The following is a 17,849-nucleotide window of genomic DNA, read 5'->3' as shown; positions in this document are numbered from 1 at the left end:
TGGTCGAGGACGTCGTCGGCGCCGAGCGAGCGCATGAAGTCGAGCTTGCGACCGTTGTCGACCCCGGTCACGTGCGCGCCGAGCCGCTTGGCCAGCTGGACGGCGAACGACCCCGATCCACCGCCGGCGCCGTTGATGAGCACCCGGCGTCCGGCGGCCGCGCCGGCGGTGCCCTGCAGGGCGATGGCGCCGGCCTGGGGGAGGGCGGACGCCTGCGCGAAGGTCAGGGCAGCCGGCTTGGGCGCGAGGGCGGACTCGGCGGCCACGGCGTACTCGGCGAAGCCGCCCAGCAGCGCCAGGTTGTCGCCGTAGACCTCGTCGCCGGGCCGGAGGCCGGTCACGCCCGCGCCGACCTGCGTCACCCGGCCCGCGATGTCCGACCCGAGGATTCGGCGACGCGGTGCGCGCAGCCCACCGAGGCGCGCGTAGGCGGGTGACCCGGTCAGCCCCTCCCAGTCGCTGAGGTTGACCGAGGTGGCGGCGATCTCGACCAGCACCTGTCCCGGTCCCGGCGCCGGCACCGGGACCTCCATGATGCGCAGCACCTCGGGGGACCCGTACCGGTCGTGGACCGCCGCCCGCATGGAAGGGCTCACCCCGCAGGAGCGGTGAGGACCTCGCGCAGGCGCGCGGCGAAGGCCTCGGGCTCGCCCGTCTGGCCGTACTCGCCGCCGAGGAAGCCGTTGTGGCCGCCCGGGAACGTCACGGGCGTCGTGCCGACGCGCTCGGCGACGGCGTGCGCACCACGGTGGGCGAGCTCGCCGTCGGACTCGGCGCCGGCCGCCAGGACGACGCGGGTCGACGCCGAGCGGAGAGCCGCGACGTCGGGCTCGTAGTGGGTGCAGGGGAGGAGGTTCTGCCCGAGCAGGACGTCGTCCCGGGAGCCGTCGTCCTGGGTCGGCAGTCCGAACATCGCTGGATCCGGCGCGGGCTGCTCGACGTAGTCGGGGCCGATGGGGCCCCTGTGCGACACGATCGCGATGAACTTGGCCATCGCGGGGCCCATGCCGTCCCTCAGGTACGTCGCGTGGATGTCCTGGCACGCGGCCAGGGCGAACTGGGAGTCGGGCACCAGCGCGGCCGTCGGCGGCTCGTGCGCGACCAGCGTGCGCACCTGCTCGGGATGGCGCGCGACCAGCGCGAGCGCGTTGACCGCGCCGCCGCTGCTGGCGAACAGGTCGACGGGCCCCGCGTCGAGAGCGGCGATGATCCGGGACACGTCGTCCGCGTGCTCCTCGGGCGTCGTCGTGGCCGCGCCGTCCGTGCGGCGGCTGCGCTCGACTCCGCGCGGGTCGTAGGTCACGACCGTGCGGTCGTCGAAGTAGCCGGCGAGCGTCCCGAACCCCGCGGCTCCCATCGGCGACCCGATGAGCACCAGCGCGGGCTCGCTGCCGGCGTCGCTCCTCCGGACGTCGTAGGTCAGCACCGCGCCCGGCACCTCGAGGGTGTGCGTCGTCCGGTCGGTCACTGTCGTCATGCTGCTGCTCCTCGTCGAAGTTTCCCCCTCCCGTACTGACGGACCGTGAGGCCGGAAGTCATCGGCGGGCACGGTGTCGCGGAGGAGGGTCCCGGGTCCCCAGCCTGGCCCGATGGCGGGTGGCAGGGGAACCCTTCGGCAGCCGGGTGCGCGTCCGGACGAGGGAGCGGTCGACCGACGACGCGCAGCCCGGCTCCAGGCCGGTGGAGCTTCTCGCGGCCTCGAGGTCCGAACAGGACAGCGGTGGAACGGACGCCGTCGTCGCCCGTTCCACCGCTGCGGTCGACGGCGCGGTCAGCGACGGGGCCCGGGGATCTGCGGGGCCCGCAGCGGGCGGAACGCCGTCCGCAGCTCGCTCGCGAACAGCCCCGGCTCCTCCCAGGCGGCGAAGTGGCCGCCCCTATCGACCTCGTTGAAGTAGCTGAGGGTGGGGTAGGACTTCTCGGCCCAGGTGCGCGGAGTCGCCCAGATCTCGCCGGGGAAGGTGGTGAACGCGACCGGGACCGAGACGTCCGGAGGAGCCTGACTCGCCGCCGCCTGAGCGGCGGCCCCGTAGCTGTCCCAGTAGGACCGGGCGGCCGAGGCGCCGGTACCCGTGAGCCAGTACAGCGTGACGTTGTCGACGATCGTCTCCCGCGTGAGGCTGCCCGAGGGCTGCCCGTCGACGAACGCGCGGGAGATCTTCTCGTAGCTGTCCGTGTCGTGGTCGAGCAGCCAGGCCGCGAGGGCGATGGGGGAGTCGAGCAGCGCGTAGCCGACCGTCTGCGGCCGCGTGGCCATCTCCAGGAAGTAGCCGAAGCCCACCTGCTGGAAGTAGGCGAGCGCTGCGGTCGCCGCCCGTTCCTTCTCGGTCTCCGCCGGCTGAGGGCCGCCCAGGGCGGTGACGAGCAGGTTCATGTGGATGCCCGCCAGGCCCTGGGGTGCCTGGCGGCCCATCGCGTCGGTGACTCCAGCGCCCACGTCGCCACCCTGGGCGACGTACCGGGTGTAGCCGAGGCGCCGCATGAGCTCCGCCCACGCCGTCGCGACCCGGGCGACGTTCCAGCCGACCTCGGTCGGCTCGGCCGAGAAGCCGTAGCCGGGCAGGGACGGCAGCACGAGATCGAACGCGTCCTCGGCGCGCCCCCCGTGCGCGGTCGGGTCGGTGAGCGGGCCGATGGAGTCCAGCAGTTCGATGACCGAGCCCGGCCAGCCGTGCGTCATGATCAGCGGCATCGCGGCGGCGTGCGGCGAGCGCACGTGGACGAAATGGATGTCCACGCCGTCGATCTCCGTCTTGAACTGCGGCAGTGCGTTCAGCCTCGCCTCGATCCGGCGCCAGTCGTACTCGGTGGACCAGTAGCGGGCGAGCGCCTGGACGGTCGCCGACTGGACACCCTGCGAGCGGTCGGCGACCAGCTCCGACGACGGCCACCGGGTCTGCGTGATCCGGCGGCGCAGGTCGTCGAGCGCCTCCTGCGGGACGGCGATGTGGAAGGGGCGGATCTGGACGGCGGATTCGAGGGTCGTGCTCACGAGATCTCCTTCGATCGGGATGGGGACTCAGGTCCGGCGGGCGGGTCCGGCTGCGCCGTCGGTGAGGAGCTCGCGGGCCGCGGCCTCGTCCGACGCCGGGACGAGCACCCGGACACCGCCGAGCTGCCACTGGGGCTCCTGCCCGCCGGCGTCGTCCGTGACGACGGCAGCCCTCAGACCGGCACTGCGCAGCAGTCCGACGATGAGTTCTCCCTCGACACGGCTGCCCACGGTGGCCACGGAGACGGGCGCACGTTCCACGGCTCGCTCCTCGGTCTCGCCGCCGGCCCCGTCGGACCACCGTCGGACCACCGGGGGACTTGTCGCACCCGGGGAAGTCCCTGGTCTGCCCGGCCAGGGACCTAGGGACGGCGGACCAGCGCGACCGCCTCGCGGTGACCGAGTCCGGCGCCGGCGGCGAAGGATTCCTCGTGGTCCCCGGCGTCCATCTCCTGCGCGACGCGGGTGGCCAGCTCGGCCTCGCCCGATCGCGTCGAGGGCCAGGCGCGGAGGCCTGCCCGGCGTCGCAGCCCGTCGGCCGCACCGAGGGCGGTGGCGGCCCGCCGCGCGTCGGCTCGGGCCAGGGCCAGCTGGGCAGCGGCGACGAGTGAGAAGGTCAGGGTGAGGGTGCTCACCTCGGTGTCCTCGTCCGCGTCCACCGACTCGACCAGGAGCGAGCGGGCCTCGTCCAGGTGTCCGGACCGCACGGCGAGGGCGGCGAGCTGGGCTCGCGCGCTCGATGTGAGCCAGTCGTTGCCGAACATGCCGCCGAGTTCGTGAACCTCCAGGAGATGCGCGCGGGCGGCCTCGTCGTGGCCGCGCGTCATCTCCAGCATCCCGACGGTCAGCGCGGCGAACGCCATGAACGGCTCGTTCTGGCTGCGGAAGCCGGCCAGCGCCGTCGACGCCTTGTCCAGCGCTCCGTCGAGGTCGTCGACGATCGGGAGGATCCACGACATGGCCAGTTGGGCGGCGCTCTCGAGGTACGGATCCCCCATGCGGCCCTTGAGCCGGCCGAGCTCGTCCACGGCGGCCAGCGCGCTGTCGTCGTCACCGACCTCGACAGCGGTGACGGCCGAGGTGAACAGCAGCTCGCCGCGGGCCCGGTCGTCCAGGACGTCGGCGCGGCGCTGCACCTCCGCGAGCCAGGCGTGGCCCTCGGGCATGCGACCGCGCATCTGCCAGAACAGCCAGAGGATCCGGAAGATGTGCGGCAAGGGCGCGATGTCGTGCGCGAGGAACCACCGGATGGCGACCCGCAGATTCTCCTCCTCGGCGAGCAGCCGGGCGGCCCACTCGCCCTGTCGCTCGGCGGGCCAGTCGGCGTTCTCCACCAGCGCCCCGAAGTACTCCGCATGCCGCCGTTCGATGTCGTCCCGGTCCGCCCTGCCGGCGAGACGTTCGGCCGCGAATTCCTGGACCGCCCCGAGCATCCCGAACCTGGGTCCGGCGGCGAAGGCGTCGATGGTCCCGAGGCTGTGCACGGAGAGCTCGTCGAGCAGGTCGAGCGTCCGGTCCTCGGACAGGCCGGAGACGTGCGTGGCCGCCTCCACGGTCCAGCCATCGACGAAGACCGACAGGGTCGCCAACATCTGCTGCGCGGCGTCCTCGAGCAGTCCGACGCTCCACTCGACGGTCGCGCGCAGGGTGCGCTGGCGTTCGGGGAGGTCGACCGGCCCGGGACCCAGGGCGTCGAGGCGACTCCGGAGCCGCGCGAGCAGCGCACGGGGATCCAGCAGGCGGCTGCGGGCGGCCGCAAGCTCGATGGCGAGCGGGAGACCGTCGAGACGGCGGCAGACCTCCGCGACGGCGGCCGCGTTCTCCTCGGTGAGAGCGAAGTCGAAGCGGACGGCCTGGGCGCGGTCGACGAACAGCCGCACGGCCGGCAGGGCGGTGAGCACCTCCGTGCCGGGTCGATCCGGGAACGACGGCACTGTGAGCGCGTGGACCGGGTACTCCCGTTCGGCCCGCAGCCGGAGGGCGGTGCGGCTCGTGACGAGGAGGGTCAGCCCGGCGCACCGCGCGAGGAGCGCGTCGAGGTCGGCGGCGACGCCGAGGAGCTGTTCGAGGTTGTCGAGCACGAGCAACGTCCGGGCATCCGCGACGTGCTCGGCCAGGACGTCAGCGGGCCGGCGGGCGCCGTCGACGGCGGCGCCGAGGACGGCCGCGATGCGCGGCAGCACCATGGCCGGATCGGCGACCGAGGCCAGCGGCACGAACACCGCTCCGCGCGGGTAGTCGCCGTCGAGCTGCTGTGCGACGGCGATCGCCAGGCGCGTCTTCCCGACCCCGCCGGGGCCGGTCAGGCTGACCAGCCGCACGCCGGGGGACGTCAGGAGCGTCGAGACGTCGACGAGGTCCTGCTCGCGGCCGATCAGCGACGTCGTCGTCACCGGCAGGGACCGCGCAGCCGGCCGGTCCGGAGCCGCCGGCGAGGTCGCTGCGGGGGCCGCCACGTCGTCCCCGGCCGCGAAACGCTCGCTCAGGAGCAGGGCCAGGTCGTCGCGGACCAGACGCGCCAGCTCCCGCGGAGTGCGGAAGGAGCGGTACGAGTCGGCGCCCTGCGACTGGAGCTCGGCGATCATGTCCGTCAGCCGGGCCTCCCGGTCGGGGGCCGGTTCCTTGACGTACAACAGCCGGGGGATCGAGCCGGAGAGCCGGAACTCGTCCTCGAGACCGGAGATGTCCATGCCGGGCCCGATCCAGCCGTACCGCTGCCAGTACAGGCCGACGAAGACGTCCGACTGCGCCAGGTAGGCGCGGTACAGCTCGCGGGGCGGGTGCGGTCGGGCACCGAGCTCGAACATCACCGGGGTCAGCCGGAGTGCCGTGATCGCACGGGCGACCGCCGCCCGCTCCGGCGCCAGCTCGGCCAGCGTGGAGCTCACGAAGACGCGCAGCCGCTGGTCCGGCGTCCGGATCCGGATGCCCGCCTGCTCGTCCACCGTCATTGGCTCGTCCTCGGCAGGTGCGGAAGGGAAGGGGCCATCGTGTCGCGGCCGGGGACGGGGCGGAAGGACTCACGACTCTGTCGGCTCGCCGTGCTGGCGGAGGAGCCTCGCGGCGATCCACGGGGACGAGAGCGAGGAGCTGACATGACCACGCAATCCGGCGAGACCAGGCCCACGATCGTCCTGGTGCACGGCGCATGGGCCGACGCGTCCGGCTTCGCGGCCGAGATCCGGGGCCTCCGGGACCGCGGCTTCCGGGCGATCGGCTTCGCCAACCCGCTCCGCGGACTCGCTGACGACGCGAGGTACCTGGCCGACTACCTGGGGAGCCTGTCCGGCCCGCTGGTGCTCGTCGGCCACTCCTACGGCGGGGCCGTCATCTCGGTCGCCGCGACCGGGAACAGTCACGTGAAGGCTCTCGTCTACTTCAGCGGCTGGCTGCCCGACGAGGGGGAGAGCATCGCGCAGGTCTTCGAGCAGAGGTCCGAGGGCAGTCTCGTCGGTCCTGCGCTCAGGCCCCAGCCGTTCACCGCACGGGACGGCAGCGAGGGAGGCCAGGACCTCTACCTCGACAGGGGGCAGTTCCACGCGGCCTTCGCCGCCGACGTCGACCGCGACACCTCCGACGTCATGGCCGCGACGCAGCGGCCGTGGAGCGGTGCCGGGTTCTACGAGCCCTCGGGCGCGCCGGCGTGGAAGACGATCCCGTCCTGGTACCTGCTCTGCACCGAGGACAAGGCCATCCCGGCCGCGACCCAGCGGTACATGGCCGAGCGCGCGAACGCGCGGATCCAGGAGGTTGCGGCCTCCCACGCCGCCATGGTCTCCCAGCCCGAGGCCGCGACCGAGCTGATCCTCCAGGCCGCCGGGGCCACGTCGCCCGCGATGGCCTGACCCGACGGACGGCGGACCTGCGATGGACCTGACGCGTTCGCGCATCGCCCGGGAGCACGTCGTGCGCCCGCTGCCGTCATGGGCCTGACCGAGGAGCAGGAGGACCGCCTGCTCGCCCTCCGCGTCGGTGGGTGTGGAGCTCGCGGCCCTCACCGACCGGTGGGCGCGCGGCTGGCCAGGCGGCCTGCTGCGAGCGCTTCGACGGACCTGTCCAGCGTGGATCGTCGACTCCGGGGCGCCCCGGGGTCGGTCGCTGCTCCGGGTGTGCGGGTCAGGCGGGCTCGGGCACGCCCCCCGGGTCCCCGCCGGGGTCGTCCGGTGTCGCCTCGACCGGTGCGGGCGGGAGCGGCTCGGGGGCGTCGGGGAGCAGCTCGGCCGCATCGTCGGGCACCGGCTCGTCGGGGTCGATCGGCCGGTCCGGCTCGGGCAGTGGCTCAACCATCGGATGAGTCAACCAGTGGGTCGTCCCGCTCGCAGGTGACGGTCCCGTGACGGTCCCGTGACGACGTCCTCCCTAGCGTCCCCCTGGCCAGTGCAGCAGCGAGGCACCGTGGCCGGCCGCAGCGCACGCGGAGCCATCCTGCCCCGCCCGAAAGGGGGAGTACCGAGATGAACGACCAGACCCGAACCACCGTCGACGGCCTGTCCGACCCGCATGGGCCCGTCTCGAACGAGGCGGACAACGTCGGCGAGCAGCTCGAGAAGGACGTGCTGTCCAACGCTCCCGCCACCGGCGAGGGCGGCGAGGTGATCGAGCCGTCGGGCGGCGTGGAAGCGGTGGGGGCCGTCGCGGCGGCGGCGCTCGATCTCGGGGAGGTCGTCCCGGACCTGACCGGGTTGCGGCCGATCGGCGAGGCGTCCTACGGCCCGATGGCCGGCCCCGAGCTCGTGATCGGCCAGGACAACCGGGTCCAGATCACCAACACCGCGGACTACCCCTGGCGGGTGCACGCGTCGCTGCTGATCACGGCGAGGGACGGTTCCCGCTGGATCGGGACCGGGTGGTTCGTCGGCCGGCACACGCTCGCGACCGCGGGGCACTGCGTCTACATCAAGAACAGCGGCATCGCCGCGCGGGACGGGTGGGTGCAGAGCATCCAGGTGATGCCGGGCCGCAACGCGGCGACGCTCCCGTACGGCTCGGTCACCTCCTCGAACCTCCGGACGGTCAACGCCTGGGCCAACGACGGGAACCACGAGTACGACTACGGCGCGATCATCCTGTCGACGGACCTCGGCGCCCAGACCGGCTGGTTCGGGATCGGCGCCTACACCGACGCCACCCTGAACGGGTCGACGGTGAACATCTCCGGTTACCCGGGGGACAAGCCCGGCGGGACGCAGTGGTACCACTCGGACGCGGTGAGCTCGGTCGGACCGCGCAAGGTCTTCTACGTCGTCGACAGCGCCGGCGGCCAGAGCGGAAGTGCCGTCTACCGCGTCGACAACGGCGCACGGTACGGCGTAGCGGTGCATGCCTACGGCGGATCGACCTCCAACAGCGGGACCCGCATCACCCAGGAGGTGTTCAACAACCTCGTCGCCTGGAGCGCCTGACCCGGTAGGAGGAGAACCACTGCTCATCAGTGGCGTCGTCGTGGATGCGGCGGGCCGGCCCGTGACCGATGCCCGGGTCGCGGTGACCCACGCGCCGGTGGAGGTTCCGGACGTCGCCGTCCTCACGGAGGAGGACGGTGGCTTCTCGCTCGGCGTGCCGGTCGCCGGCTCCTACCGTGTCGCGGCGTACGGCGAGCAGGGAAGTGGCGAGGAGACGGTCGACGTCGGACGTGCGCGAGCCGCGCAGGTCAGGCTCGTCCTCCGGCCCTCGTCGTGATGAGTCGATCTGGAGGACGGATGGCCGACTACACCGCAACCGCTATCCGCGAGGGCGACTCCTGGGTCATCGACGTCCCGGGGATCGGCACGACACACGCGGACACGCTCGACGACGTCGAGGACATGGCCGTCGATCTCGTCACCGCGATGACCCACGCCGACCCGCGGGAGATCCGCGTCCAGGTCCGCATCATCTGACTGACCGCAGTCAGTCGGCCAAGTCGGCCGCGGTCATGCCGTCGGGGTGGCCCGTCGGCCACTGGACCAGCTCGATCCGGTTGCCGTCGGGGTCGGTGACCATGGTGGTGCGGAAGTCCTCCGAACCGTCCGGGGAGGACGGCGTCTCCACCTCGATGCCCCGCGCGGCCAGTTCCGAGACGGTGGCGTCCATTGACTCGACCTTGATCACGAGGTGGCTGAGGCCGGTACCGGTGTCCACCTGACGGCTGGGATCGTGGACGAGCTCGATCGTGACGAAGTCGTCGTCCGGGAGCTTGAGCATGGTGAGGTGCCCGATGGGGGTCTCGGGCACGCTGCCGACCACCTCGTAGCCGACGGCCGTGTAGAACGCCAGAGACCGCTCGCGATCGGCCACCCGGAGGCCGACGTGCAGGGTCCTCATGGTCGGACTCCTCCCCTCGGCGGACGGCGCCGCGTTCCACGCTAGGACCTGTGCCGGACCGGGCACTCATCGGTTGCGTCCTGCGGTTAGCTGACGTGGATGGAGATTCGGGCGGGCCAGGTGGCGGTGCACCACGTCGAGCACGGGACCGGTCGCCCGGTGCTGGTGCTCCACGGCGCCGGCGTCGACCACCGCGAGGCCGAGGCCTGCTTCGAGCCGGCACTCAGCGCTGCCGGGCTGCGGCGGATCTACCCCGACCTGCCCGGGATGGGCCGGACGACCGCGCCAGCGACGCTGTGCAGCGCCGACGACGTCCTCGACACGCTGCTCGACTTCGCCGACGAGGTCACCGGCGGCACGTCGCACCTCCTGGTCGGTCACTCGGCGGGCGCCTACTACGCGCAGGCGATGGCCGCGCGGCGCCCCGCCCAGGTCGCCGGCCTGGCGCTGGTCTGCCCGCTGCTACCGGGACTGCGCGACATCCCCGAGCACCGCGTCGCCGCCGGGTCCGGCGAGCTGGGGGACGACGACTTCCGCAGCTACTTCGTGATCCAGACCGCCGAGATGCTCGACCGCTACGAACGCTACGTCGCCCCCGCAGCGGCGCTCGTCGACGAGGCGGCGCTCGAGCGGATGGGCGAACGGTGGGCGCTCACGCCGCACGACTCACCGGCGTACGAGGGCCCGACGCTGCTCGTGGCGGGTCGGCTGGACTCGACCGTCGGGTACGCCGCCGCTGCCGACCTCGTCCGCGAGTACCCGCACGCCTCGCTCGCCGTGCTCGACGACGCGGGGCACGCCCTGCCCCACGAGCAGCCGGACCTCCTGCGCGCCCTCCTGGCCGAGTGGCTCGCGCGCGTCGAGCGCACGAACTGACCCGATCGGGCGGTGACGCCTCGGACGAGTCCTGCACGGGCCTCTGGAGCGGTCCACGCTCACGGGCCATTCGCCGTCCGGAGCGCGATATCTGCTTGCCGGACCGTGGGCGCGCTGCGAGGTTCCGGGTATGCCGCCCAGCAGCGCAGGCCCACCGTTCGATCGGTTCCTGGCCACCGCAGAGGACGTGGCCCGGGCACGGCCCGAGGTGGACCTCGGGATGGCCCGTGAGGTGTTCCAGGAGGCGGCGACCCTGCTCCACAACGGGCTCGCCCTCTACGGTCTGGACGAGCACGACGCACGTGCCGTCGTCACCGGCCTGTGCGTCGACCTCGTCACCGAGGACCCTGGCGCCGCGGTGCGCGAACGGTCCCGGACGGCATCGGAGAGCCCCGGAGATCTGCACGACCCAGCAGGTGTGTCCGCGGCCTACCTGGTCGCAGCATCGATCCTGCAGCTCTGATCCTCGGACCCGGGACCGGCCACAACGGCGCCGCGGTCCCCGCGCTGCCGGAACCACGAGGGCGAGATCCGTTGTCCCACGACGCGTGGGGGGTGATGGTGGTGCATGGCGTCGAATCCGTCGTACGAGCAGTCGAAGCAGGTGGCCGAGGCCAGCCGTGAGACCGAATGGACGAAACCGTCGTTCGGAAAGCAGCTCTTCCTCGGCAACTTCCGGCTCGACCTGATCCATCCGCAGCCCGATCTCGACCCGGCCGCGGTGACGAAGGGCGAGGAGTTCCTCGAGCGTCTCCGCGCCTTCCTCACCGAGCGCGTGGACCGGCAGCAGATCGAGCGCGAGGCGAGGATCCCCGAGGACGTCATCGAGGGCCTCAAGGAACTGGGCGCCCTCGGCATGAAGATCCCCGAGGAGTACGGAGGTCTCGGGCTGAGCCAGGTCTACTACAACCGGGCCCTGGCCATGGCCGGCACCTGGCACTCCTCGATCTCGACGCTGCTCTCTGCGCATCAGTCGATCGGCCTCCCCGAGCCGCTGCGCCTGTTCGGCTCCGAGGAGCAGAAGCGCTCCTGGCTGCCCAGGCTGGCCACGGACCACATCTCGGCGTTCCTGCTCACCGAGCCGGACGTCGGCTCGGACCCGGCACGCATGAGCACGACCGCCGTCCCGACCGATGACGGCACCGGCTACCGGATCAACGGCACGAAGCTGTGGGCGACCAACGGCGCCATCGCCGACGTGGTCGTGATCATGGCCGTCGTCCCGAAGTCCGACGGCCATAGGGGAGGCATCACCGCGTTCCTCTGCCCGACCGACCGCGAGGGCATCACGGTCGAGCACCGCAACGAGTTCATGGGGCTCAAGGGCATCGAGAACTCGGTGACGGGCTTCGACGACGTCTTCGTCCCGGCCGACGACGTCATCGGCGGCGAGGGCAAGGGGCTGCGGATCGCGCTGACCACGCTGAACACCGGTCGCCTGTCACTGCCGGCGTTCTGCCTGTCGGCGACGAAGTACTCGCTGAAGATCGCCCGCCAGTGGTCGGCCGAGCGGAAGCAGTGGGGTCAGCCGATCGGCCGGCACGACCCCATCGCGCAGAAGCTCGCCTGGCTGGCGGGCACGGCGTTCGGCCTCGAGGCGATGCTCGACGTGTCCAGCCGCCTGGCCGACGACAAGCGCAACGACATCCGCATCGAGGCCGCTCTCGCCAAGCTCTACGGGTCGGAACTCGGTTGGACGGCCGTCGACGAGATGGTCCAGATCCGTGGCGGCCGCGCCTACGAGACCGCTGAGTCGCTCCGGCGGCGCGGTGAGAAACCGGTACCGGCGGAGCAGATGCTGCGCGACATGCGGATCAACCGGATCTTCGAGGGATCCACGGAGATCATGCACCTCCTGATCGCCCGCGAGGCCGTCGACGAGCACCTGAGGGTGGCGGGGGACCTGGTGCTCGGCGACTCCCGCCTGGCCGACAAGGCGAGGGCCGCCGGGAGGGCGGGCGCGTTCTACGCCAAGTGGTTCCCGACGCTCACCACGGGCGCCGGCCAGCGTCCCGGCTCCTTCTCCGAGTTCGGGGAGCTGGCCAAGCACGTGCGCTACGTCGAGCGCCACTCCCGCAAGCTCGCGCGGTCGACGTTCTACGCGATGGGCCGCTACCAGGCGCGCCTCGAGCAGAAGGGCCACCTGCTCGGCCGGATCGTCGACATCGGTGCCGAGCTCTACGCCATCGCGTGCGCGTGCGTCTACGCGGACACCATCGGGCGCGAGCAGCCCGACCGCCGGCAGGAGGCCATGGAACTGGCCGACCTGTTCTGCGGCCAGGCCCGCCGTCGGGCCGATCGGCTCTTCGCGGAGCTGTGGTCCAACGACGACCGGGCTCAGTACGAGGCCGCGCAGCAGGTGCTCTCCGGTCGATACGCATGGTTCGAGGACGACGTGCTCGACCCGGCGGGCGATGGTCCGATGATGCCGACGGCCGCACCGCCGGCCGCCGAGCAGTTCGTGCCGCCTCCGCCCCCGGTGGAGGCCGGCGCTACCCGGTAGGCGCAGCGCGGGCGACGACGGCCCCGTGGGCCGTGCGGCGCAGGGAATGCAGGCCGGGTCAGCTTGGTCGGACGTCACGTCAGGGTCGCGGTGTCGATGACGAAGCGGTAGCGGACGTCGGAGGCCAGCACACGCTCGTAGGCCTCGTTGACCCGGTCGGCGGCGATGACCTCCACCTCGGCACCGATGTGGTGCTGAGCGCAGAAGTCGAGCATCTCCTGGGTCTCGGTGATCCCGCCGATCATCGAGCCGGCGTACGTGCGGCGTCCGCCGATCAGCGACATCACGTTGAGGCTCAGCGGCTCGGCCGGGGCGCCGACGTTGACGAGGGCGCCGTCCACCCTCAGGAGCGACAGGTACGCGTCGACGTCGATGCCCGCACTGACGGTGTTGACGACGAGGTCGAACCGTCCGGCCAGTTCGGTGAACGTGTCCGGGTCGCTGGTCGCGAAGTAGTCGTCGGCGCCCAGCCGCAGGCCGTCCTCCTGCTTCTTCAACGACTGCGACAGCACGGTCACCCCGGCGCCCATCGCGTCCGCGATCTTGACGGCCATGTGTCCCAGGCCGCCCAGACCGACGACGGCGACGCGCTTGCCGGGCCCGGCGCCCCAGCGGCGCAGTGGGGAGTAGGTGGTGATGCCGGCGCACAGCAGCGGCGCGGCCGCGGCTGGGTCGATCCCGGCGGGCACGCGCAGGACGTAGTCGGCGTCCACCACGACGTGCGTGGAGTAGCCGCCCTGGGTGATGGTGCCGTCGCGGTCGGTGCCGGCATAGGTGGGCACCATGCCCGTCGAGCAGTACTGCTCGTCGCCGTTGCGGCAGTTGGCGCACTCGCCGCAGGAGTTGACCATGCAGCCCACCCCGACGAGGTCACCGATCCGGTGCCGCGTGACGTCGGGCCCGATCTCGGCGACGAGGCCGACGATCTCGTGGCCCGGGACCACCGGGAAGGGCTGCGGCCCCCAGTCGCCGTTGACCGTGTGGATGTCGGAGTGGCAGATGCCGGCGTACTCGATCGCGATGAGGACGTCGTTCGGACCGACGGCCCGGCGCTCGATGGAGGTGCGGGCCAGGGGCTGCCCGGCGGCGGGGGCGGCGTAGGCGTCGACGCGCATGGTGGTGCTCCTTCTGAAGCGGACTGGGCGGGGTCGAGGTCCACGGAACGCCTCCTCGTGCAGGGGTGGGAGGTCGGGTTTGTGGGGGGTAGAAGCTCGACCTCCCTCCACCCCGGGCGCGCCGTAGCGTCGGCCCGGTGGACAACCGCAACGACATCCGCGACTTCCTGGCCAGCCGTCGCGCCCGGATCACCCCCGAGCAGGCGGGCCTGCTCCCAGGGGGCGGTCGGCGAAGGGTCCCCGGGCTCCGCCGCGAGGAGGTCGCCGTCCTCGCCGGGGTGAGCATTGAGTGGTACACGCGGCTGGAGAAGGGCCACATCGCCGGCGTCTCGGAGGACGTCCTGGAGGCGGTCGCCCGGGCGCTGCAACTCGACGAGGCCGAACGGACCTACCTGTTCGACCTGGCCCGCGCCGCCATCAAGCCGGCCCGGACCCCCCAGCGACGCAGCCGGACGCAGATCCAGCCGCGCGTGCAGTGGATGCTGGACTCGATGACGGCGTCTGCAGCGTTCGTCGCGAACGGCCGCCTGGACATCGTGGCGGCCAACTCACTGGGCCGGGCGCTGCACTCACCGCTGTTCGACGTCCCCGGGCGGCAGGCGAACTTCGCCCGGTTCCAGTTCCTGGACCATCGGGCACCCGAGTTCTACCCCGACTGGGAGGGCGCGGCCAGCATCACCGTCGCCCTGCTCCGCGCCGAGGCCGGTCGCTACCCGAACGACACGCAGCTGCGCGAGCTCGTCGGCGAGTTGTCCACGGTGAGCGAGGAGTTCCGCACCCGCTGGGCGGCGCACGACGTCCGCATCCACCACAACGGTGCCAAGAGCTTCCGCCACCCCGTCGTCGGCGCTCTGGACCTCGGCTACTACACCCTCGACCTGCCCGCCGAGGAGCACCGAGGGCTCCGGCTGACGATCTACACGGCCGAACCCGGCTCACCCTCGGAGGACGCGCTCACGCTGTTGGCCAGCTGGGCGGCGACCACCGTCGACACGGCCGCTCCTGCCCGCGAACGGTCCTGAGCCGACGCGGGTGTCGACCGGCGTGCAGAGCGCGCACCGTCATTGACCCGCGCGTGCGGAAGCGCCGCGGGCGCGGGAAAGACGCCCAGGCGCCGGGGCGGCGGACTCCGCCCCTGGCGCCGCGGCCGCTACTCCCGCTGCGGCCGCCAGTGTGTCGATCTCGCCGAGGATGTCGCCGAGGAGCACGTCGACGTCCGGCAGGAGTTCCGCACAGGAGACCAGGCCCCAGTCGAGGCGGTCGAGATAGCTCTGGACGGTGATGTTGAGACCCTGGCCCTCGACGATGGTCGAGACCGGGAAGTAGTGCTCGAGCCGCGCGCCGGCGGCATAGAGCGGTGTGCGCGGACCGGGGACGTTGGAGATGACCAGGTTGCCCGGCGTCAGCCGCGACCCGAGGCGGAGCCGGGCACTGAGCCGCATCGCCCGCGCGAACACTGCCGGCGGCGGGAACTCGGCGAAGTCGGTGAGCCGCTCGGCGGGAAGGGCCGAGAAGATCTCCTTGCTGCTGGACATCGAGTCGTGCACGCGCCGGACCCGCCGTACGGGGTCGGGTTCGTCGGTCGGCAGGACGGCCGAGAGCATCGACACCCGGTTGGTCCAGCGGTCGCTCTCCTCCCCGGTCCGCACCGACACAGGGACGAGGGCCACGAGCGGATCTGCCGGGAGCGCACCACGGCGGTCGAGGAAGGTGCGCAGCCCGCCGGCGCAGGCGGCCATGACCACGTCGTTGAGGGTGACGCCCAACGCCGACTTCACCTGCTTCACCACGTCGAGCGACGTCGACCGGATGGCCAGCTTCCGGTGCGGGGTGATGGGCCCGTTGAACGGCGTGCGCGGTGGCCGGACGCTGGGCACGGCGGGCGTCGCATCGGGCTCCTCGGGACGGTGGCGTCCCAGGTTGAGCACAGTGCCCAGTGGTCCACGCAGGCTCCGGCGCACGTCGTTCGCCGTCCGGACGAGCACGGGATTGCGTGTCGCCCGGCCGATCTCCCTGGCGCTCCAGGCAGCGAGCAGGAGCCCGCGCGCGGGCTTGCGGGCGAGACCCAGCGCGCCGCGGGCGAGCATCTCCAGGTCCCCGGGAGGGCGCTCCGGTGTCCACCGGTCGTCCTCGGGCGGCGCGGCGCCGCCCTCCGGACTGTCGTCGAGCATCAGTGTCATCAGCTCGACACCGGACGCCACGTCGATCGTGGCGTGGTGGACGATGGTCAGGACGGCGAAGCGGCGGTCGGGCAACCCCTCGATGACGTACGACAGCCACAGCGGCTTGCGCCGGTCCAGGGGGCGCGAGACCAGACGGCCGACCAGGGCCGCGAGCTGGTCGTCGGTGCCCGGCGGCGGGACGGCCGTGTGGCGCACGTGGAAGTCGAGGTCGAAGGCGGGGTCTTCCACCCAGTACGGGTGATCCAGGCCGAGGGGGATTTCGGCCAGGCGCCGACGCAGCGGCTCCAGGAGGTGCAGCCGCCGCTGGAGCTGCGTCTTCCAGGCCTCGTAGGGCCGGTAGTCGGCGGAGTCCGGCCGGGTGTAGATCGACAGGCTCGACACGTGGCCGAACTGGGCGGACGTCTCCAGGTGGAGGAACGTCGCGTCCAGACCCGACAGCTGCTTCATCGCCGTGGCCTCCCTGCGATGTGCACAATGTGTCAGGCGTCACACTCTCATGGGCGGGGGCCGGGCGCTCCAACAGCAGGGATGGGTACGGCCGGGCCCCTGGGGTCACGACGGAGACGAGGAACCACATGCGCACAGCAGCGCCGGCACAGCGCACACCCGTCGACGGGGCGCCCCCGTGGATCGGGGCCTCCCCGGTGGCGGCCCTGCTCGCCCTGCAGCGGCCCTGGATGGAGGCGTCCGAGCTGTTGCGGTCCGCCGTGTGGCGGGGGGACGGCGTCCCGGACGGGGGCGGGTTGCCGGTCCTGCTGGTCCCGGGCTTCCTCGCCGGCGACCCGTCGCTGTCGATGATGAAGCGGTGGCTGCACGCCCGTGGCTATCGACCGTGCACCTCGCTCATCCGCGTCAACGTCGACTGCACGCGGCAGGCGGTCGAGCGCCTGGAACGCCGGCTGGTCGAGTTCACCGACCGGACGGGTGGACCCGCGGCGATCGTCGGACAGAGCCGCGGGGGGTTGTTCGCCAAGATCATGGCGATGCGGCAGCCCGACCGCGTCGCGGGGATCGTCACCCTGGGCAGCCCGAACGTCGACCACATGGCGATCAACCCGTTGGTCGCCCGGCAGGTGCGCCTCGTGGCCGCGCTCGGCACGGCCGGTGTGCCCGGGATGTTCCGCGACGACTGCCTGCAGGGGCGGTGCGCCGAGCAACTCGCCGAGTGGCTGGACCGGCCGTTCCCCATGCACGTGCCGTACGTCTCGGTCTACTCGCGCAGCGACTGGGTGGTCGACTGGCACGCGTGCGTCGACCCGGATGCCGACAACGTCGAAATCGACTCGAGCCACGTCGGCATGAGCGTCCACCCGCAGGTCTACGGACTGCTCGGCGAGCGGCTCGCCGTCCTGGCCGGACGGACCGCGTAGCGACCGGGCGGATCAGGCCCGGATCGGCGGCTGGAGCCGCCCGTGACGGGACGAGCGTCGTCAGCGGGCCTCTGCCCGGCCGGGCGCGATGTTGTGGTTGAGGTGGAAGACGTTGTCGGGGTCGACGGCGTCCTTCAGCGCGGTCAGCCGCGCCAGCTTCGCGGGCGGGTAGGCGCGGTGCACCCCGGCCGCACCGTCGTCGGAGAGCGCATTGACGTAGACCCCGCTGGCAAAGGGCGCCAGTGCTGCTGCGCTGCGCCGGGCGGTGGCCATGCGGACGTCGTCTGCGAACGGTTCCATCCAGCGGACCGCGCAGACGTACTCGAAAGCGGTGGACCGGTGGCTGAACGCGGTGGCGTCGTCAGGTACGTCGGCGATCGCACCACCGTAGGCCTGCAGACCGGCGGCGACGGTGGGGTCGTGCGCCAGGAGTGCGGCGATCGCGGCGTCGGGCAGCTCGCGGAAGTAGTGGCCTTTCCAGTAGCGGCGCTGCGCGTGTTCCTGGAG

Annotated in this window: 19 protein-coding genes; 9 read left to right on the top strand and 10 right to left on the bottom strand. The window is 72.3% G+C overall.

The window, feature by feature from the left end:
* The 5 genes from E4P40_RS19755 to E4P40_RS19735 all read right to left on the bottom strand — a co-directional run.
* A partial coding sequence (locus E4P40_RS19755) for an NAD(P)-dependent alcohol dehydrogenase (RefSeq protein WP_135160207.1) occupies positions 1 to 584 on the bottom strand: 584 nt, incomplete at its 3' end.
* Between the two features lie 8 nt (positions 585 to 592).
* On the bottom strand, positions 593 to 1,477 hold the full coding sequence (locus E4P40_RS19750) for an alpha/beta hydrolase (RefSeq protein ID WP_245160450.1): 885 nt from the start codon (positions 1,475 to 1,477) through the stop codon (positions 593 to 595).
* 294 nt (positions 1,478 to 1,771) lie between these two features.
* Complete coding sequence (locus tag E4P40_RS19745; RefSeq protein WP_135160206.1) at positions 1,772 to 2,992, bottom strand: epoxide hydrolase family protein; 1,221 nt, start codon at positions 2,990 to 2,992, stop codon at positions 1,772 to 1,774.
* Between the two features lie 27 nt (positions 2,993 to 3,019).
* Positions 3,020 to 3,253 carry a DUF2007 domain-containing protein gene (locus E4P40_RS19740; RefSeq protein WP_135160205.1) on the bottom strand — a complete coding sequence of 78 codons (234 nt, stop codon included), beginning with the start codon at positions 3,251 to 3,253 and terminating at the stop codon, positions 3,020 to 3,022.
* 101 nt (positions 3,254 to 3,354) lie between these two features.
* Positions 3,355 to 5,943 (bottom strand): DUF4062 domain-containing protein, encoded by a 2,589-nt coding sequence (locus tag E4P40_RS19735; protein WP_135160204.1) that lies wholly within the window; start codon positions 5,941 to 5,943, stop codon positions 3,355 to 3,357.
* Between the two features lie 144 nt (positions 5,944 to 6,087).
* Between E4P40_RS19735 and E4P40_RS19730 the strand changes: the two genes are divergently transcribed.
* The gene (locus E4P40_RS19730; protein WP_135160203.1) at positions 6,088 to 6,837 is read left to right on the top strand and encodes an alpha/beta hydrolase; all 750 of its coding nucleotides are present in this window, start codon (positions 6,088 to 6,090) and stop codon (positions 6,835 to 6,837) included.
* Between the two features lie 271 nt (positions 6,838 to 7,108).
* Here the strand turns inward: E4P40_RS19730 and E4P40_RS19725 are convergent, their stop codons facing one another.
* Positions 7,109 to 7,279 (bottom strand): hypothetical protein, encoded by a 171-nt coding sequence (locus tag E4P40_RS19725; protein WP_209305427.1) that lies wholly within the window; start codon positions 7,277 to 7,279, stop codon positions 7,109 to 7,111.
* Between the two features lie 167 nt (positions 7,280 to 7,446).
* Between E4P40_RS19725 and E4P40_RS19720 the strand changes: the two genes are divergently transcribed.
* From E4P40_RS19720 to E4P40_RS19710, 3 genes are read left to right on the top strand one after another with little or no spacing between them, the layout of a single operon-like run.
* Entirely contained in the window at positions 7,447 to 8,394 is a 948-nt protein-coding gene (locus E4P40_RS19720) for a trypsin-like serine protease (RefSeq protein ID WP_167762311.1), read from the top strand.
* A complete protein-coding gene (locus E4P40_RS29385; protein ID WP_135160201.1) occupies positions 8,312 to 8,671 on the top strand; it encodes a carboxypeptidase-like regulatory domain-containing protein in 360 nt (119 codons plus the stop codon). Before E4P40_RS19720 ends, E4P40_RS29385 begins: the two co-directional genes overlap by 83 nt.
* Positions 8,672 to 8,691: 20 nt before the next feature.
* The gene (locus E4P40_RS19710; protein ID WP_135160200.1) at positions 8,692 to 8,871 is read left to right on the top strand and encodes a hypothetical protein; all 180 of its coding nucleotides are present in this window, start codon (positions 8,692 to 8,694) and stop codon (positions 8,869 to 8,871) included.
* A gap of 10 nt (positions 8,872 to 8,881) precedes the next feature.
* Here E4P40_RS19710 and E4P40_RS19705 read toward each other — a convergent pair whose 3' ends face one another.
* Positions 8,882 to 9,295, bottom strand: a complete 414-nt coding sequence (locus tag E4P40_RS19705) for a VOC family protein (protein ID WP_135160199.1) — start codon at positions 9,293 to 9,295, stop codon at positions 8,882 to 8,884.
* Between the two features lie 99 nt (positions 9,296 to 9,394).
* Here E4P40_RS19705 and E4P40_RS19700 point away from each other — a divergent pair, with 99 nt between their 5' ends.
* From E4P40_RS19700 to E4P40_RS19690, 3 genes are all read left to right on the top strand, one after another.
* The gene (locus E4P40_RS19700) at positions 9,395 to 10,171 is read left to right on the top strand and encodes an alpha/beta fold hydrolase (protein ID WP_135160198.1); all 777 of its coding nucleotides are present in this window, start codon (positions 9,395 to 9,397) and stop codon (positions 10,169 to 10,171) included.
* 130 nt (positions 10,172 to 10,301) lie between these two features.
* Positions 10,302 to 10,634, top strand: coding sequence for a hypothetical protein (locus E4P40_RS19695; RefSeq protein WP_135160197.1), 333 nt, complete (start codon positions 10,302 to 10,304; stop codon positions 10,632 to 10,634).
* 105 nt (positions 10,635 to 10,739) lie between these two features.
* A complete protein-coding gene (locus tag E4P40_RS19690; protein WP_135160196.1) occupies positions 10,740 to 12,674 on the top strand; it encodes an acyl-CoA dehydrogenase family protein in 1,935 nt (644 codons plus the stop codon).
* A gap of 74 nt (positions 12,675 to 12,748) precedes the next feature.
* Here E4P40_RS19690 and E4P40_RS19685 read toward each other — a convergent pair whose 3' ends face one another.
* Positions 12,749 to 13,789 carry an NAD(P)-dependent alcohol dehydrogenase gene (locus E4P40_RS19685; protein WP_135160195.1) on the bottom strand — a complete coding sequence of 347 codons (1,041 nt, stop codon included), beginning with the start codon at positions 13,787 to 13,789 and terminating at the stop codon, positions 12,749 to 12,751.
* A gap of 137 nt (positions 13,790 to 13,926) precedes the next feature.
* Between E4P40_RS19685 and E4P40_RS19680 the strand changes: the two genes are divergently transcribed.
* A complete protein-coding gene (locus E4P40_RS19680) occupies positions 13,927 to 14,811 on the top strand; it encodes a helix-turn-helix transcriptional regulator (protein WP_135160194.1) in 885 nt (294 codons plus the stop codon).
* 39 nt (positions 14,812 to 14,850) lie between these two features.
* On the opposite strand, the gene E4P40_RS19675 is transcribed toward E4P40_RS19680, so the two are convergent.
* On the bottom strand, positions 14,851 to 16,419 hold the full coding sequence (locus tag E4P40_RS19675; RefSeq protein WP_135160193.1) for a wax ester/triacylglycerol synthase family O-acyltransferase: 1,569 nt from the start codon (positions 16,417 to 16,419) through the stop codon (positions 14,851 to 14,853).
* A 128-nt stretch (positions 16,420 to 16,547) separates the two neighbouring features.
* Between E4P40_RS19675 and E4P40_RS19670 the strand changes: the two genes are divergently transcribed.
* The gene (locus tag E4P40_RS19670) at positions 16,548 to 17,342 is read left to right on the top strand and encodes an alpha/beta hydrolase (protein ID WP_135160192.1); all 795 of its coding nucleotides are present in this window, start codon (positions 16,548 to 16,550) and stop codon (positions 17,340 to 17,342) included.
* Between the two features lie 60 nt (positions 17,343 to 17,402).
* Here E4P40_RS19670 and E4P40_RS19665 read toward each other — a convergent pair.
* Positions 17,403 to 17,849: BBE domain-containing protein (locus E4P40_RS19665; protein WP_209305426.1), on the bottom strand; the 447-nt coding region annotated here is incomplete at its 5' end.

This window comes from Blastococcus sp. CT_GayMR20, from assembly GCF_004570345.1.
This window is presented reverse-complemented; position numbering and strand designations above follow the sequence as displayed.

What these genes read in the sequence shown, in the direction of transcription:
- E4P40_RS19750 (WP_245160450.1), bottom strand. Translation starts at nt 1,477, where the DNA reads ATGACGACAGTGACCGACCGGACGACGCACACCCTCGAGGTGCCGGGC.
- E4P40_RS19735 (WP_135160204.1), bottom strand. Translation starts at nt 5,943, where the DNA reads ATGACGGTGGACGAGCAGGCGGGCATCCGGATCCGGACGCCGGACCAG.
- E4P40_RS19730 (WP_135160203.1), top strand. Translation starts at nt 6,088, where the DNA reads ATGACCACGCAATCCGGCGAGACCAGGCCCACGATCGTCCTGGTGCAC.
- E4P40_RS19725 (WP_209305427.1), bottom strand. Translation starts at nt 7,279, where the DNA reads ATGGTTGAGCCACTGCCCGAGCCGGACCGGCCGATCGACCCCGACGAG.
- E4P40_RS19720 (WP_167762311.1), top strand. Translation starts at nt 7,447, where the DNA reads ATGAACGACCAGACCCGAACCACCGTCGACGGCCTGTCCGACCCGCAT.
- E4P40_RS29385 (WP_135160201.1), top strand. Translation starts at nt 8,312, where the DNA reads ATGCCTACGGCGGATCGACCTCCAACAGCGGGACCCGCATCACCCAGG.
- E4P40_RS19710 (WP_135160200.1), top strand. Translation starts at nt 8,692, where the DNA reads ATGGCCGACTACACCGCAACCGCTATCCGCGAGGGCGACTCCTGGGTC.
- E4P40_RS19705 (WP_135160199.1), bottom strand. Translation starts at nt 9,295, where the DNA reads ATGAGGACCCTGCACGTCGGCCTCCGGGTGGCCGATCGCGAGCGGTCT.
- E4P40_RS19700 (WP_135160198.1), top strand. Translation starts at nt 9,395, where the DNA reads ATGGAGATTCGGGCGGGCCAGGTGGCGGTGCACCACGTCGAGCACGGG.
- E4P40_RS19695 (WP_135160197.1), top strand. Translation starts at nt 10,302, where the DNA reads ATGCCGCCCAGCAGCGCAGGCCCACCGTTCGATCGGTTCCTGGCCACC.
- E4P40_RS19690 (WP_135160196.1), top strand. Translation starts at nt 10,740, where the DNA reads ATGGCGTCGAATCCGTCGTACGAGCAGTCGAAGCAGGTGGCCGAGGCC.
- E4P40_RS19685 (WP_135160195.1), bottom strand. Translation starts at nt 13,789, where the DNA reads ATGCGCGTCGACGCCTACGCCGCCCCCGCCGCCGGGCAGCCCCTGGCC.
- E4P40_RS19675 (WP_135160193.1), bottom strand. Translation starts at nt 16,419, where the DNA reads ATGAAGCAGCTGTCGGGTCTGGACGCGACGTTCCTCCACCTGGAGACG.
- E4P40_RS19670 (WP_135160192.1), top strand. Translation starts at nt 16,548, where the DNA reads ATGCGCACAGCAGCGCCGGCACAGCGCACACCCGTCGACGGGGCGCCC.